The 14,908-nt window shown below is 70.1% G+C and carries 16 protein-coding genes; 11 read left to right on the top strand and 5 right to left on the bottom strand.

Annotated features, from left to right (window positions below; genetic code table 11):
- Window positions 1-16: 16 nt before the first annotated feature.
- Entirely contained in the window at window positions 17-220 is a 204-nt protein-coding gene (locus H0U68_RS22065) for a hypothetical protein (protein WP_296359050.1), read from the bottom strand.
- On the opposite strand from H0U68_RS22065, the gene H0U68_RS22060 reads away from it, so the two are divergent.
- The 10 genes from H0U68_RS22060 (at window position 219) to H0U68_RS22015 (ending at window position 11,660) form a co-directional block, all read left to right on the top strand.
- Window positions 219-1,406 (top strand): MFS transporter, encoded by a 1,188-nt coding sequence (locus tag H0U68_RS22060; RefSeq protein ID WP_296359049.1) that lies wholly within the window; start codon window positions 219-221, stop codon window positions 1,404-1,406. The two genes, H0U68_RS22065 and H0U68_RS22060, sit on opposite strands and share 2 nt — an antisense overlap.
- 12 nt (window positions 1,407-1,418) lie before the next feature.
- Complete coding sequence (locus H0U68_RS22055; RefSeq protein WP_296359048.1) at window positions 1,419-3,218, top strand: AMP-binding protein; 1,800 nt, start codon at window positions 1,419-1,421, stop codon at window positions 3,216-3,218.
- Between the two features lie 7 nt (window positions 3,219-3,225).
- Entirely contained in the window at window positions 3,226-4,023 is a 798-nt protein-coding gene (locus H0U68_RS22050; RefSeq protein ID WP_296359047.1) for an NlpC/P60 family protein, read from the top strand.
- Window positions 4,024-4,057: 34 nt separating this feature from the next.
- Window positions 4,058-5,863 carry an FAD-dependent oxidoreductase gene (locus H0U68_RS22045; protein WP_296359046.1) on the top strand — a complete coding sequence of 602 codons (1,806 nt, stop codon included), beginning with the start codon at window positions 4,058-4,060 and terminating at the stop codon, window positions 5,861-5,863.
- Window positions 5,864-5,899: 36 nt separating this feature from the next.
- A complete protein-coding gene (locus H0U68_RS22040; protein WP_296359045.1) occupies window positions 5,900-6,403 on the top strand; it encodes a GNAT family N-acetyltransferase in 504 nt (167 codons plus the stop codon).
- A gap of 5 nt (window positions 6,404-6,408) precedes the next feature.
- Window positions 6,409-7,416 carry a hypothetical protein gene (locus H0U68_RS22035; protein WP_296359044.1) on the top strand — a complete coding sequence of 336 codons (1,008 nt, stop codon included), beginning with the start codon at window positions 6,409-6,411 and terminating at the stop codon, window positions 7,414-7,416.
- On the top strand, window positions 7,413-8,468 hold the full coding sequence (locus H0U68_RS22030; RefSeq protein WP_296359043.1) for a hypothetical protein: 1,056 nt from the start codon (window positions 7,413-7,415) through the stop codon (window positions 8,466-8,468). The genes H0U68_RS22035 and H0U68_RS22030 overlap by 4 nt, the downstream gene beginning before the upstream one ends.
- A gap of 33 nt (window positions 8,469-8,501) precedes the next feature.
- On the top strand, window positions 8,502-9,761 hold the full coding sequence (lysA, locus tag H0U68_RS22025; protein ID WP_296359042.1) for a diaminopimelate decarboxylase: 1,260 nt from the start codon (window positions 8,502-8,504) through the stop codon (window positions 9,759-9,761).
- Window positions 9,762-9,763: 2 nt separating this feature from the next.
- Window positions 9,764-10,870 (top strand): class II histone deacetylase, encoded by a 1,107-nt coding sequence (locus H0U68_RS22020; protein WP_296359041.1) that lies wholly within the window; start codon window positions 9,764-9,766, stop codon window positions 10,868-10,870.
- 157 nt (window positions 10,871-11,027) lie between these two features.
- Complete coding sequence (locus H0U68_RS22015) at window positions 11,028-11,660, top strand: glycoside hydrolase family 19 protein (protein WP_296359040.1); 633 nt, start codon at window positions 11,028-11,030, stop codon at window positions 11,658-11,660.
- 15 nt (window positions 11,661-11,675) lie between these two features.
- Here the strand turns inward: H0U68_RS22015 and H0U68_RS22010 are convergent, their stop codons facing one another.
- Entirely contained in the window at window positions 11,676-12,320 is a 645-nt protein-coding gene (locus H0U68_RS22010; protein ID WP_296359039.1) for an SGNH/GDSL hydrolase family protein, read from the bottom strand.
- Between the two features lie 51 nt (window positions 12,321-12,371).
- Window positions 12,372-13,328 (bottom strand): LysR family transcriptional regulator, encoded by a 957-nt coding sequence (locus tag H0U68_RS22005; RefSeq protein ID WP_296359038.1) that lies wholly within the window; start codon window positions 13,326-13,328, stop codon window positions 12,372-12,374.
- Between the two features lie 114 nt (window positions 13,329-13,442).
- Between H0U68_RS22005 and H0U68_RS22000 the strand changes: the two genes are divergently transcribed.
- Window positions 13,443-14,117: an NAD(P)-binding domain-containing protein gene (locus H0U68_RS22000; RefSeq protein ID WP_296359037.1), complete on the top strand. Its 675-nt coding sequence runs from the start codon at window positions 13,443-13,445 to the stop codon at window positions 14,115-14,117.
- Here the strand turns inward: H0U68_RS22000 and H0U68_RS21995 are convergent.
- Together H0U68_RS21995 and H0U68_RS21990 are read right to left on the bottom strand one after the other, a co-directional pair.
- Complete coding sequence (locus H0U68_RS21995; protein ID WP_296359036.1) at window positions 14,092-14,631, bottom strand: sigma-70 family RNA polymerase sigma factor; 540 nt, start codon at window positions 14,629-14,631, stop codon at window positions 14,092-14,094. The two genes, H0U68_RS22000 and H0U68_RS21995, sit on opposite strands and share 26 nt — an antisense overlap.
- Before the next feature lie 2 nt (window positions 14,632-14,633).
- Window positions 14,634-14,843 (bottom strand): DUF2892 domain-containing protein, encoded by a 210-nt coding sequence (locus H0U68_RS21990; protein ID WP_296359035.1) that lies wholly within the window; start codon window positions 14,841-14,843, stop codon window positions 14,634-14,636.
- Window positions 14,844-14,908: the final 65 nt, after the last annotated feature.

The raw sequence follows: 14,908 nt of genomic DNA, 5'->3' as shown, positions 1-14,908 counted from the left end.
GCTTGGCGGAATATCGTCATAACGCCAGGAAGGTAGCTGTCACTATCTTCTTGGGCGCAGAGATTCCGTGCGTTGCCGGTGTGAGCCAGTGGTAGAGCAGGGAGTCGATAAAAATGAGCAGCCATGTTTGCTCCTGCCGCCGTGCGCGGCAGGAAAGCGCCATGCCGCCCGGCGTGGCCGTCATGCCGCGGCCGATCGCGCGCATCGGGGCCTGACCCATGCGCCTGCCGTTCGCGCTCGGCCTGACCGCCTTTTTGCCGTTCTACGCGGTGCTGGTGCTGACCGCGTCGCTGCCCACCATCCAGCGCGAACTGGACACGGGTGGCCGGCCGGTCGGCTGGCTGGTGTCGGCCAGCCTCGCCGGCATCGGCGTGGGTTACCTGCTGGCCGGCACGGTGTCGGACCGGTTCGGGCGCAGGCGCATCCTGCTGGGCGGCCTGGCGGTGTTCGCGATTGCGTCGCTGCTGCAGGCCGCGGTGGCAGACTTCGAAACCTTCCTGCGGCTGCGCATATTGCAGGCCGCCGCGGGCGGCGCGTCGCTGATCCTCATCGGCCCGATCTTTCGCGACCTGTACCCCGATGACTTCGTGGCGCTGGCGCGGGGGAATTTACTGGTCGGCATCTGCACAGCGCTCGGGCCCACCCTGGGTGCGCCCACCGGTGCGCTGTTCGAATCGAGCCTGGGCTGGCGTGCCGGCGCCGTGTGGATCGCGGTGCTGGCCTGTGCCGCGCTCTACCTGTGCTGGCGCTTCGTGCCCGAGACCTTGCGCGCGCGCAGCTCGCTCGCGGGCAGCGTGCGCGGGCTGGGCGCCAACCTGCTGCTGCCGCGGCTGTGGCTGGCGTCGCTGGTCGGCGCGGCAGGTCTCGGCGCGGCTTATATCTTCATCAATGCCGCGCCTTTCCTGGTGATGCGCGACTGGGGCCGCTCGGCCGCGTTCTACGGCACGGTGAGCGCGATCCCATCGGTGGCAACGGTGCTGGTGGCGCTCACGGTGCGCCGCTTCGCCGGCAAGCTGCACTTGCCCGCGCTCACCAGCGTCGCGGCGGCGGTGCAGGCAGCCGTCGGCGCGGCGCTGTATGCCGCGTGGTCGCATGGGTTGCTGACGCTGGTGCTGTTCTACCTTGCCGCCACGCTGTGCTCCATGTGCAACGGCGTGCTGACGGCGTATTCGACCAGCCTGGCGCTGTCGCTGGCTGACCGGTCCACCGGTGCGGCCGGTGCCATCGTGGGCTGCCTGCACCTCTCGGGTGCGGTGTTCGGCGCGCATGTGGCGGCGCTGGGCACGGGCAGCGAGGGTTTCAGGGCCTCGGCATTCGTGGGCGTGCTGGGCGCCGCCAATCTGCTTGCCTGCCTGGCGCTGGCGGCCTGGCACGTACCGGGCCGCGCGTCCCGGGCGGCGGTCTAGGAACGCGTGGCCATGTCTCGCGCCGCCGCACCCGCCCGCACGCGCCTCGCCAGGCCGGCCACAACGCTGGTGCGGCGCGCGGGCGACCTGCTGTATTCCTGCGACGACCCGCTGCGGTCGTTCCCCGCGTCGCTGCTGGCGCATCTCACGCACTGGGCTGCGGCCACGCCGTCCAGCGTGTTCCTTGCCGAGCGCGCGGCGGACGGCGACTGGGCGACGCTGACCTATGGTGAAGCCAGGCAGTGGGTGGACGCGGTGGCGCGCCACCTGCTGCGGCTGCAATGCACGCACGGCGACCGCCTGCTGCTGATCAGCGAGAACAGCATCGCGCATGGCGTGCTGTCGCTGGCCGCCATGTCGGTCGGCGTGGCAGTGGTGCCGTTGTCGCCCACGTACCTGGGCAGCGCCACTGGCCTGGAGAGGGTCGGCGACGTGGTGCGCATCGCGCGGCCGGCCTTCCTGTACGTCAGCCCGCTGTCGCTGTCCGCCGCGGCCGGGCCGGTGCGGGCCGAGGACGCCCGGGAGATTCTTACGCCTGACCTGCAGGCCTGCCGCGCCGAAACCGAGGCCGACACGCCGCTCGCGCTGACGGCGGCGCTTGAAGACCGCCGCCGTGCGGTCGACGGCAACACGGTTGCCAAGATCCTGTTCACCTCCGGCACCACGGGAACGCCCAAGGGCGTGATCAACACGCAGCGCATGCTGTGCGCGCAGCAGCAGCAGATGGCGCAGTTGTGGCAGTTTTTGAACGACCATCCACCGGTTCTGTGCGAATGGCTGCCGTGGAGCCATACCTCGGGCGGCAACAACAGCTTCAACATGACGCTGCGCAACGGCGGCACGCTTTACATCGACGATGGCCGACCCTCGCTGGAGGGCATCGCCGCCACGGCGCGCAACCTGGCCGAGGTGCGGCCGACCTGGTACACCAACGTGCCGCTCGGCTATTCGGCGCTGCTGCCGCTGCTGCAGCAGGACCGGGCGCTGGCCGAACGCTTCTTCTCCCGGCTGGACCTGCTGGTGTACGGCGGCGCCGTGCTGTCGGCCGAGGTGTGGACCGGCATCGACGAGATGGCCCGCGTGGCCACCGGGGCACCCGCGCCCTGGGCCAGCGGCTGGGGCCTGACCGAGACCACCTCCACCACCACCATCACGCATTTCCCGGTGGCTGCAGCGGGCCACATCGGCACGCCGCTGCCGGGCATGCGCTGCAGGCTGACGGAGCGCGACGGCCTGTATGCCATCGCGGTGCAGGGGCCCAACGTCACGCCGGGCTACCTGGGCGACGACGCCGCGACGGCCGCCGCGTTCGACGGCGAGGGCTTCTTCATTACCGGCGACGCGGTGTCCTTCGCCGATGCTGCCAACCCGGACCGCGGGCTGCGCTTCGAAGGCCGCTTCGCCGAGCAGTTCAAGCTGGCCACCGGCACCTGGGTGATCCCCAACCGCATCAAGCGCGCGCTGTTCGCCATCACCGGGCCGCTGGTGCGCGACGTGGTGCTCGAAGGCCCGGACCGGCCGCACCTGGCGGCGCTGGTCTGGTTGAACGACGAGATCGCGCTGCGCGACTTCGGCTGGACCCACGACCTTGCCTGGGACGATGCGCGCGCCGCGCTGCTGCACACGCATCTGGCCAACCTGCTCGGGCGCTACAACGGCCAGTGCCTGGGCAGCAGCGAGCGCCTGGCGCGCTGGTGCGTCCTCGCCGACCCGCCGTCCGCCGCCGAGGGCGAGCTGACCGACAAGGGAACCATCCACCTCAAACGCTTCCGCGCGCTGCGCCGGCAGCACATCGAAACTTTGTACAGCTGAGGCCGCCGTGACCAACAGAACCATCGAACCGTTGCCCGCCGGCCTGAAGCGGGTGGTTGCCATCAAGGGCATCACGCCGCTGCGCGAGGAGCCGGCCGAGTCGGCGCCGCTGGAGACGCAGGTGCTCTACGGCGAAACGCTGGGCATCCGCGCGCAGGTCGGCGCCTGGTACCAGGCCAGCGTGGAGTTCTCCGGCTTCTGCCACACCGGCTACGTCCGCATCGAAGACGTCGCCGAACCGCCGGGCGAGGCCACGCACCGCGTGCAGGCCCACGTCGCGCAGATCGTTTCCGCACCATCGCTCAAGGCGCTGCACGTGGAGATGCTCAGCCGCGGCAGCCTGCTGCGCGTGATCGGCGAAACCGAGGAGCATTTCCGCGTGTGGCCGCGCGGCTGGGTGTTCAAGGAGCACGCGGGCGACCTGGCGCACAAGGAAGCGGACTTCGTCGACACCATGGCTTCGTTCGCCGGCACGCCCTACATCTGGGGCGGCCGTTCCACGCTGGGGCAGGACTGCTCCGGAATGATCCAGCTGGCCTTGTCGCTGTGCGGCCTGGAGTCGCCGCGCGCCATGAGCGACATGAGCGAGCACCTGGGCCGCAAGCTGGAGCCGGACGAGCCGCTGCGCCGCGGCGATTTCCTTTTCTATTCCGCGCACTGCGTGATGGCGCTGGACCAGGAGCGTGTGCTGCACGGCAACGGCCGGCTGGGCTACATCTCGGTCGAGGACCGCGAGACCCTGCACCGCCGCATGACCGAGTACCGGGGCTACCCGCTCATCGCGCGGCGGCGGCTGCAGCCGTAGGCGGGCGCGTCCGATTGCAGGCAGGGAGACAACAATGAGAATCGCATCGACCCTTGAACTGTCCGCGCGGGAGGCCGAGCAGCTGATGCCGGCCACGCTGGTGCCCGTGCCCGGCGCGGCGGCCCGGGACGACGCGCTGCTGCTGGAGCTGCTGGTGGACGCGGGCGCCGACATCCTGGTGGCCGAACGCATGCCGCCCGCCCACCTGGTGCGGGCCTGGCGGGAGGCGCGCGGGGCCACCGTCGTGATCCTGGTGGCCGAAACCTTCGGCGCCGCGGAGTGCATGGCCAGCCACGGCGACGGCGCCATCGTGGTGTTCTTTTCCCGCGGCACCACGCCGGTGGAGAAGGCGCTGGCCGCCGCAGAGGGCATCCATGCGCGCGAGGTCACCGGCCGCCAGGCGCTGGACCTGCTGCGCACGGCGTCCGGCAAGAAGGCGCAGCGGGTGCTGGTGGTCGGCTCGGGCATCGTCGGCCTGATGACGGCCATGCACCTGGCGGACAGCGGCTTGCGCGTGGAGATCGTCGAGAAAACCGCCGATCCGCGCGCGCGACCGGACTGGAGCTCGCTCGGGTGCACCCACGGCGGCGAGAACGCGCGCATGTTCTCGCTGACCGAGTGCGACAACTACCACGACCGCGAAGCCGCGCCCGGCGCGCAGCTGCACGGGCACATCCGCACGCCGATCGACCAGGGCGGCTGGCAGGTGGGACACCGCGCGCGCTACGCCCCGCGCGAGGAAGCGTGGATGCGCGAGTTCGCCGACGTGCCGATCTTCCTGGCCAACAAGTACAACGAGGACATCTTCGCGCTCAACCACGAGAGCTTCAAGTACTGGAACCAGCTGATCGAGGCGCGGCCCGCCCTGTTCGACAAGGTGGAGTTCAAGCAGGGCCTGCTGCGCATCGCTTCCACCGGCGCCTACCACCACAAGCAGCTCAAGCGGCAGAAATGGGTGGGCTCCTACCAGCGCGAGCTGGACCAGGCCGCGGTGATGGCCGGCTACCCCGCGCTGGCCGACGGCTGCCGCAACGGCGAAATCGTCGGCGGCATCGAGGTGGCGGGCTTCTCGGTCAACGTGCACAGCTTCGTCAGCAACCTGGTGGCCTACCTGGATGCCAATGGCGTGGCGTTCCACTGGGGCGCCGACGCGCAGCGCATCGCCACTGAGGGCGGCACCGTCACCGGCGTGGCGGTCAACGGCGAGCTGATGCAAAGCGACCATTACTTCCTGTCGCCGGGCGTGTACGGCGCCGACCTGCTCAGCGGCACGCTGTCGGACAACAAGGTGCACGGCGTGCTGGGTGCTTGGATGAGTTTCCCGAACCTGGAACCACGGCTGCAGCGCTCGCTGAAGATCTCGCGCCCGGGCCACCTGGCCAACAGCGGCAACATCATTCCCGCGAAGAACCGCGAGGGCGAGCACGTGCTGATCTTCGGCTCCGGCTTCGGCTACGTCGGGCGCGACCTGTCCAACATCGACGAGGCGCAGATGGAAGCACTCTTCGCCTCGATGGAGGACTACATCGAGCACCTGTTCCCTGCCGCGTACCGCCAGGCCATGGACACCGGCCAGCTGCGCGCCAGCCGGCGCTACTGCGTGCGGCCCTGGACGGCCAGCAGCCTGGGCGTGTTCGAGATGAAGAAGGCGCGCAACGGCATGCTGGTGGTCGCCTCGGGCCACAACACCGGCGGCTTCTCGCAGGCCACGGGCGTGGCCCGTGCCACGCTCGATGCGCTGCAGGGGCGGCAGCATCCCATGCACACGCTGTACCACCCCAAGCGCTTCGAGGACTTCTGGTCCGCGCGCGCACCAGCGCCGTCCGCCGCGCTGTCCTGATCCGGCACGACAACATTTCAGCAAGGCAACAAGCACATGGCATCTTCGACCCACATCCGCCCCGCCACCGCGGCCGACACCGACCTGATCGTTGAGCTGGTCCGCGACCTGGCCGTCTACGAGAAGCTGGAGGACATGTTCGTCGCGACGCCGGCGGTGATCCGCGAGGCGCTGTTCGCGTCCGAGCGGCCGCCCGCCGAGGTGCTGATCGCGGAACTCGACGGCAAGGGCGTGGGTTTCGCGCTGTTCTTCCACAACTACTCCACCTTCCTCGGCAAGAAGGGCATCTACCTGGAAGACCTGTTCGTCAAGCCCGAGGCGCGCGGCCACGGCCTGGGCAAGGGGCTGCTGCGCGGCCTGGCGCAGATCGCGGTGCAGCGCGACTGCGCGCGCATGGAATGGTCGGTGCTGGACTGGAACACGCCGTCCATCGACTTCTACAAATCGCTGGGCGCGGCGCCCATGGAGGGCTGGCATGTCTTTCGCATGACGCGGGAGGCGGTCGGCGCACTGGCCGAGGGTTCGCCCGGCGCGAAGTGACCTCCATGTCCGAAGCGCAGATGACCGCCGGCGACCTGCGCGGCGCCCTGGCCGACGGGCCGGCGCTGCCGCGCAGCATCGTCTCGATGCTGGACGTGACGCGGCCGATGCTGGAGCACTGCTTTCGCATGGCGGCCCTGCTGGAACAGGCGCCGCGCACCTCCTGCGCCGGCGTGATCGCGGGCCGCACCATGGCCGTGATGTTCTACCAGCAGAGCACGCGCACCCGCATGAGTTTCGAGGCGGCGATGCTGCGCGTGGGCGGCCACGTGATCGGCTTCGCCGACCCGGCCACCACCCGCGCCGTCGGCTTCTACGAAGAGACGCTGGAGGACGTGGTGCGCTTCACCGCGCAGATGTCCGACCTGCTGGTGCTGCGGCACCCCGAGACCGGCTCCGCCGCGCGCGCCGCGCAATGTTCGCCGGTGCCGGTGGTCAACGCCGGCGACGGCTACGGCGAGCACCCGACGCAGGCCATGGGCGACCTGTACCGCATCCACAAGCACTTCGGCCGGGTGGACGGGCTGACCGTCGGCATCGTCGGCCACCTGGGCTGGCGCGCGCACCGGTCGCTGGTGATGGGCCTGTCGCTGTTCGGCGTGCGCCTGCTGGTCCTGGAACCGCCGGGCTCCAGCATGCCCGACGACGTGGCGCAGCTGCTGCGGCAGCGCGGCACGGCGGTGGAGATGTGCGGTGGCATCGGCGAGATCCTGGCGCGGGCCGACCTGGTCACCACGCTGGGCGTGTACCACTCGAACTTCCACGCCGACTTCGACGACAAGGCCAACGTAGCGTCCAAGCAGAGTACGCCCACGCCGGACAACTACCGCATCACCGCGCAGGCGGTGGCGCAGCTCGGGCGGCCGATCGCCGTGCTGCACATCGGGCCGATCGCCGACCACATCGACCGCGCGCTGGACCCCATGCCGCAGGCGCACTACTTCAAGCAGGCGCGCGACTGCGTGTGGCTGCGCTGCGCGTTGCTGGGCCTGATGCTGGGCAGGGCGCCATGATCGACACCGACAGCATCTTCCTGGCGACCTCCAGGCTCGCGGAAGATGGGGCTCTGCGCGCCGCCGCCGTCGCGCAACTGAAGGCCGTCTGCGGCAGCCCGGCATACCGGGACTGGCAGTCCAGCCCGTCGCAGCTGCGGCCGTTCAAGCTGCCGGCTTCGTTCACGGTGGACGCGCTCAACACACTGGGCCTGGTGCAGGACGGCGCCCTGGGCGTGCGCGTCAACCTGATCGGGCAGTCAACCGTGCTGACGGACGGCGTGTGGGTCGATGCGCGCATCCGCGTGTTCCCGTTCGCGGACGAGAGCGAGGCGATCCTCGCGTACTGCCGCCGGCGCGGGCTGGTGCACTGGGCCGACACGGTGATCGACCTGGCGACCGGCAGCGGCCACAACCTGGCCTTTTTCGGCAACGGCGTGCGCCGCATCGGCATGGACATCAATCCGCGCGCGCTGGCGTACTTCCATTGCAACCATGTGCTGAACGAACAGACGGATCGCGTGGGCATGCTGAACGACATCCGCGACGGTTTCGCCGGCGTCGTCGGCGGCGCGGCCGGCAGCCGCACGCTGGTGCTGGGCAACCTGCCGTTCGGCCTGGCGTCCACGCGCGACATGCTGGCGCTGACCTCCAACGGCGGCGACAACGGGCTGCAGCTGCAAGGCGCCGCGTTCCGCGCCATCGCGGCGTTCCGGCAGACGCCGCAGGGCGCGCATGCGCATGCGGTGCTGCTGGGCTATTCGCTCGGCAACGCCGCCACCAAGCAGTGGGAGCTGGTGGATCTCGCGAAGTCCATCGTCGGCGCCGACAGCGTGGTGTTCGACGTGCCGGCCCACGAGGGCCTGCTGCGCGTGGACGGCCGCCGGACCATGGCCAACCCGTCGCCGCTGCGGCCCGCGCTGGACATGGCCGGCGGCTGCCGGCTGTACCACCCCGACCCGGTGGCCGCGCGCACCCGCTACGCGGCGCTGAGCGACCGCTTCATCGCGCAGGGCTTCAACGACCTGGCCTACGTGATCGTCGAGATCGCGCCGGCCGGTGCGCGGGCCTGAAAAACAGATTTTCCGAACACCCAGGAGACACCGATGAACGCACCCACAACCAGGCATACCATCCCCGACGACACGCTGCGGGAGGTCGCGCAGCAGCACGGCACGCCGTGCTGGGTCTACGACGCGGCGGCGATCCGCGGGCGGATCGAGCGGCTGAAGAAGTTCGGCGTGGTCCGCTACGCACAGAAGGCAAATTCCAACGTGCACGTGCTGCGGCTGCTGCGCGAGCTGGGCGTGGTGGTCGATGCGGTGTCGCTGGGCGAGATCGAGCGCGCGGTGGCGGCCGGCTTCGTTGGCTCGGGCGAGCCGGCCGGCATCGTCTATGCGTCGGACATCCTCGACCGCACGGTGCTGCAACGCATCGCGCAGTTGAAGATCCCGGTGAACATCGGCTCGCCGCAGATGCTGGAGCAGCTGGCGCAGGCCAGCCCTGGCCATGCGGTGTGGCTGCGCATCAACCCCGGTTTCGGCAGCGGCTTCAACCGCAAGACCAACACCGGCGGCGAGTTCAGCAAGCACGGCATCTGGCACGAGAACGTGCAGGAGTGCTACGGCCTCATCCGCAGGCACGAGTTGCAGCTGGTCGGGCTGCACATGCACATCGGCTCCGGCGCCGACGTCGGCCACCTGCGGCGCGTGTGCGACGCGATGGTCAACGAGGTGCGCAAGTGCCCGATCGACATCCAGGCGGTGTCGGCCGGCGGCGGCCTGCCGGCCACTTACCGCGAGGGCGACAAGGAGCTCGACGTCGGCGAAATTTTCGACGTGTGGAGCGCGGCGCGCGCCACCATCGAGGCGCACCTGGGGCATCCGGTCTCGCTGGAGATCGAGCCGGGCCGCTACGTGGTGGCGAATTCGGGCTGCCTGGTGTCGGAGGTGCGTGCCAAGAAGAGCGTAGGGGCCAACCAGTTCGTGCTGGTGGACGCCGGCTTCAACGACCTGATGCGCCCGTCCATGTACGGCAGCTTCCACCAGATCGAAATCGTGCCGCAGGCCGGCGCGCCGGCGCGCGGCAACGTGCGCCCCACCATCGTGGGCGGGCCGCTGTGCGAGGCCGGCGACCTGTTCACGCAGGAGGCGGGCGGCGGCATCGTCACGCAGGACATGCCCGAGCCCGAGGTGGGCGACCTAGCGGTGTTCAACGACGCCGGCGCGTACTGCGCGAGCATGTCCTCCAACTACAACAGCCGCACGCTGGCGCCCGAGGTGCTGCTGGACGGCGGCAGCCGCCGGCTGATCCGCCGCCGCCAGCGCATGGACGAACTGCTGGCGCTCGAACTGTCCTGCGATTGAGCATGGCTGCGAAGACCGGCCTGGTCTGGCATGAACGCTACATGTGGCACATCACCGGCATCGCCGCCGGTGCCATGCCGGCGGGCGGCTTCATCGAGCCCGGCCTGTTCCACATCGAGGAGCCGACCAGCAAACGGCGCATCCGCAACCTGCTGGAGGTGTCGGGCCTGCTGGACGAACTGGCCCTGGTGCGCCCGCGTCCCGCGACGGAGGAAGAGGTCCTGCGCATCCACACGCCGGGCTATGTCGAGCGGCTGAAGGCGATGAGCAGGCAGGGCCACGGCGACGCCGGCGAGCGCGCGCCGGTCGGCCCCGATTCGTGGCCGATCGCGCAGCTGTCGGCCGGCGGCTGCATCGCCGCCGCGGACGCCATCGTGAACGGCGAAATCCGCAACGCCTACGCGCTGGTGCGTCCGCCCGGCCACCATGCCGAGCGCGACCGCGGGCGCGGCTTCTGCCTGCTGGCCAACACGGCCATCGCCATCGAGCACCTGCGCGCGGTGCATGGCATGAAGCGCATCGCGGTGTTCGACTGGGACGTGCACCACGGCAACGGCGTGCAGGGCCTGTACTTCCACGACCCGGACGTGCTGACCATGTCCGTGCACGAGGAGAGCAACTACCCGGTGAATTCCGGCACGCTGACCGAAACCGGCGAAGGCGCAGGCCGCGGCGGCAACATCAACGTGCCGCTGCCGCCGGGGTCGGGGCACGACACCTACCTGGCGGTGGTCGAGCGCGTGGTGCTTCCGGCGCTGGAGAAATTCAGGCCCGAGATGGTCTTCGTGGCCTCGGGTTTCGACAGCTGCCTCTACGATCCGCTGGGCCGGCAGATGGCGATGGCCGAAACCTACCGGCTGATGACGCGCGCGCTGAAGGACGCCGCCGAACGCCTGTGCGGCGGGCGGCTGCTGATGACGCACGAGGGCGGCTATTCCGATTTCTATGCGCCGTACTGCGGGCTGGCCGTGATGGAAGAACTCTCTGGCATCAAGACCGAGGTGGGCGACCCGTTCGGTTTCCACATCCACAAGCCCACGCAGCGGCTGCAGCCGCATCAGGTGGTGGTGATCGACATGGCGGCGGCGCTGGTCAGGAACGTGCCGTAGCGTCTTCGTCGGGCGCCATGACGATCGGCGCGGCGCGCGAACAACGCCAGGCGCGGCCTGCGTGACGCATTCGCCGCCTGCGCGCACGCGGGGCTTGCGGCCGGGCCGGTCTTTGCTTACAACGCGTGCTGAACACGCCGAAATAGGGGAGACCGCCATGCAACCGATCACAGCCAGCCAGCTGCAAGACGCAGTGCCCGACGCCAAGCCGGACGTCGCCGCCATGTACGTCGATGCGCTCAATGCCGCCATGGTGCGCTTCGGCATCAACAGCGGCGTGCGGGTCGCCGCCTTCGTGGCGCAGATCGCGCACGAGTCGGGCAGCTTTCGCGCCGTCGAGGAAAACCTGAATTATTCGTGGCAGGGCCTGCGCAAGACCTGGCCTTCGCGCTTCACCAGCGACGCCTTCGCCCAGCCCTACGACCGCCAGCCGCAGAAGATCGCCAACTACGTGTATGCCAGCCGCAACGGCAACGGCAACACCGCCTCGGGCGACGGCTGGAACTTCCGCGGGCGCGGCCTGATCCAGGTGACCGGCAGGAGCAACTACACGGCCTACGGCAAGGGGATCAGCGATGGGACCGTGGTGCAGAACCCCGGCGGGCTCATCACACCGGTCGGCGCGACGCTGTCGGCGGCCTGGTTCTGGAACTCCAAGGGCCTGAACCCGCTGGCCGACAAGGACGACGAGGACACCTTCCGCCAGATCAGCCGCATCATCAACGGCGGCAACAACGGCATGCAGGACCGGCTGGACCGCTGGGACCTGGCGCGCCAGGTGTTCTGCTAGGGGCCTTCGGCGCGGTCAGGCTGCGGCCAGCATGCGGGCCACCACGGGCGCGAGTGCCTGGCCGATGGCGGCGTGCTGGTCCCGGTCCAGATGAATGCCGTCCAGTGTGCTGGCGGCGGTCACCCGGTTGAGGTCGAAAAGGCCGACCTGCTTCTGCTCAGCCATGGCCTTCAGCGCGTCGCCGAAACCCTTGCTGCGTGCCGGTGCTCCCTGGAACTTCAGGACATTGGCGCCCTTGGGCTCCACGATGTCGGGCGGCACCAGCACCAGGATCCCGGGCCGGGGCATGCCCGGTTCGATGGGCGCCTGCCGGATGATGTCGACCAGCCGGCCGACGCCGGCGGCGGAGGCCCACGCCGGGATGTCGTGCGGCGCCTGGAAGTCGTTGGTGCCCAGCTGGATCACCACCAGCGCCAGCGGCGAATTGATTTCGATCACCTCGGCCAGGCCGACGGCGCCGTTGCGGCCGGGACGCCACGGGTCGTCCCAGACGGTCTTGCGCCCGGCCAGGCTGTTCTCGATCACCCGGACGCCGGCGCCCAGGCCGTCGAGCGCGTTCTCCAGCACACCGGGCCAGCGCTGGTCGAAGGGGAAACGTTCTCGGGTGCCGGGAACCATGCCCCAGCCCACGCTGTCGCTGTACACGAGGATCTGCTTCATTCGCAATGCCCTGGTCAAGGTTGAAGAAAGGCCGCTCGCACCGTCACGCCCTCACGCCGACAGGCCGCGCAGCTGCGCCAGTGTGAGGCACAGCGCCGGGTGCCGCTGCAGCTGCTCCAGCAGGTAATCCACCGTGGCCTTCACCCGCGGCGCCACCAGGGCGCGGTGCGGATACTGCAGCACCATGGCGCGGCGGCCGGAATCGTGGTGGCGCGGCAGCAGCACCTTCAGCTTGCCGGCCTGCAGGTAGGGCCAGGCGTGGTGCGCGCCGGACTGGGCGATGCCCATGCCGGCGGCGGCCGCTTCCACCACGGCCCAGGGATCGCTCACCACCAGCGCTGGGGGCTCGGGCAGCCAGTCGTCCACCGGCGCGCCCGGCGCCTTGCGCAGGCTCCACGGAGACGTTGTTCCGTTGAGGTAGCGCACGGCGATCAGGCGGTGCTGCCGCAGTTCGTCCGGCCGCGCGGGCGTGCCGTGCGCCTTGAGGTAGGCGGGCGAGGCGACCAGCACCGTGTGCAGGTCGCAGATGCGGCGCGACACCAGGCTGGAGTCCGCGATGCGGCCGCCGCGGATGGCGATGTCGTAGCCGCCGCGCACGATGTCCACCTGCCGGTCGTCGAAATCCAGTTCGGGCACCAGCGCGGGATGGCGCTTGACCAGCCCGGGCAGCAGCGGCAGCACGTAGCGGTGGCCGAACGCGTTGCTGACCGAGATGCGCACGCGCCCGGCGGGGGCGGCGCGCTGCGCGGCGACGGTGTCGATGGCCAGGTCCAGCGCCTGGATGGCGTCGCGGGCGCGCTCCAGGAAGGCCTGGCCTTCGCCGGTGAGCTGCAGCGAGCGCGTGCTGCGGTTCATCAGCCGCACGCCCAGCGCGCCTTCCAGGCCCGCCACGTTCTTTCCCACCGCGGCGGCGGAGATGCCCAGGCTGCGCGCGGCGGCCGCGAAGCTGCCGTGGTCGGCGGCCTGCACGAAGGAGAGCATGGCGCGTACGCGATGGGTGGCATCCATGGCCGGATTCTAAACACCAGGTTGTGAATGCCAGGACCATTGGTGGCGTTCCCTTCGCGAGGTGCCGCGGCCAGAATCCATTCCATCGCAACCACCTGAAGACAGGACAACACCATGAGCAGCAATCCATCCAACCCGCAGCGCACCGTCGCCATTCTGGGCAACGGCGCCGTCGGCATCGCGCTGGCCAAGGGCTTCGTCGCCCACGGCTTTCGCGTGGTGTTCGGCACCCGCGACGTGAACGGCGCCAAGGCGCGCGAGGCGCTGGCCGCGGTCCCGGGCGCGCGGGCGGCTTCGTTCCGCGACGCCGCACAGGCGGGCGACCTGGCGGTCGTCGCCTTGCCCTATGCCGGCCTGCGCGAAGGCGTGGAGGCCGCGGGCGCCGGCAACCTGGCGGGCAAGCTGGTGATCGACACCAGCAATCCGCTGGATTTCTCCTCCGGTGCGCCGCAAATGGTGCTGGGCTTTTCGGATTCGGCGGGCGAGATCGTGCAGCGGCTGCTGCCCGAAGCGAAGGTGGTGAAAGCGTTCAACACCATCACCGCGGCGCACATGGTGCATCCCAGCCTGCCGGACGGCACGCCGGACATGTTCATCGCCGGCGACGACGAAGACGCCAAGCTCGAGACCGGCCGCATCCTGGAAGCCTTCGGCTGGCGCCGCGCCATCGACATGGGCGGCATCGCGGCCAGCCGGCTGCTGGAGCCGCTGGCCATGGTGTGGATCGAATACGGCGTACGCAACAACCACTGGACCCACGGCTTCAGCCTGCTGGGGCAGAAGAAGTAGGCTGCAGGTACTCGCGCACCAGCGTGCGGGCGCGGTGCAGCCGGCTCTTGGCGGCCTCGCGCGTGATGCCCAGGCGCGCGGCCGCCTCGCCGATGGTCAGCTGCTCCATGTCGCGCAGCAGCAGGATGTCGCGGTACATGGCCGGCAGCGACTCCAGCGCCCGGACCACGTCGATGCGCAGTTCGTGCGTGGGCATTGCGGCGAAATGCTTCGCTTCGTGCGCCTCGGTCAGCGCGTCGGCGCCGCGCAGCAGGCCCAGCACCGGCAGCATGCACAGGCGCGCCACCACCTTCAGCAGCCAGCCGGCGAGCGCCGCGCCGTCGCGCACCGTGCCCACGCGGCGGTACAGCACGATCAGCGCCTCCTGCACCACGTCCTCCAGCGCGGAGCCGCGGTGGCACTGGCGGCGCGCGTAGCGGCGGATGTCCGGCTGCAGCTCGCGCAGCATGCGGTCCAGCGCGGCCGGGTCGCCGGCCTGCGCCGCGCGGAACACCGCCGCGTCCAGCGCCGCCACGGCTAGCCGCCTTCCACCGGCTTGCGGCCCACCATGGCGCAGGCCGGGCAGAAGCCGACCATGCCGGTGAGCACGCCCACGACGCCGCTGCCGGCAACCAGCCAGCCCAGCGGCGTGAAGCCGAACTGCGTGAAACCGATCGCCACCGCACCGGCGCCTGCCGCGATGCGCAGCGCGCGTTCCTTGGGACCCATGTTCTTGCGATACCACATCACCGTTTCTCCTGGCTGCCGCGCAATATGCGGCATCGCAGGCAAGGAGGGCCGGGTGGGGCAAA

This window comes from Ramlibacter sp., from assembly GCF_013697775.1.
Taxonomy (GTDB): Bacteria; Pseudomonadota; Gammaproteobacteria; order Burkholderiales; family Burkholderiaceae_C; genus Ramlibacter.
The sequence above is the reverse complement of the archived record's forward strand: the minus strand, read 5'-3'. Positions and strand labels throughout refer to the sequence as shown.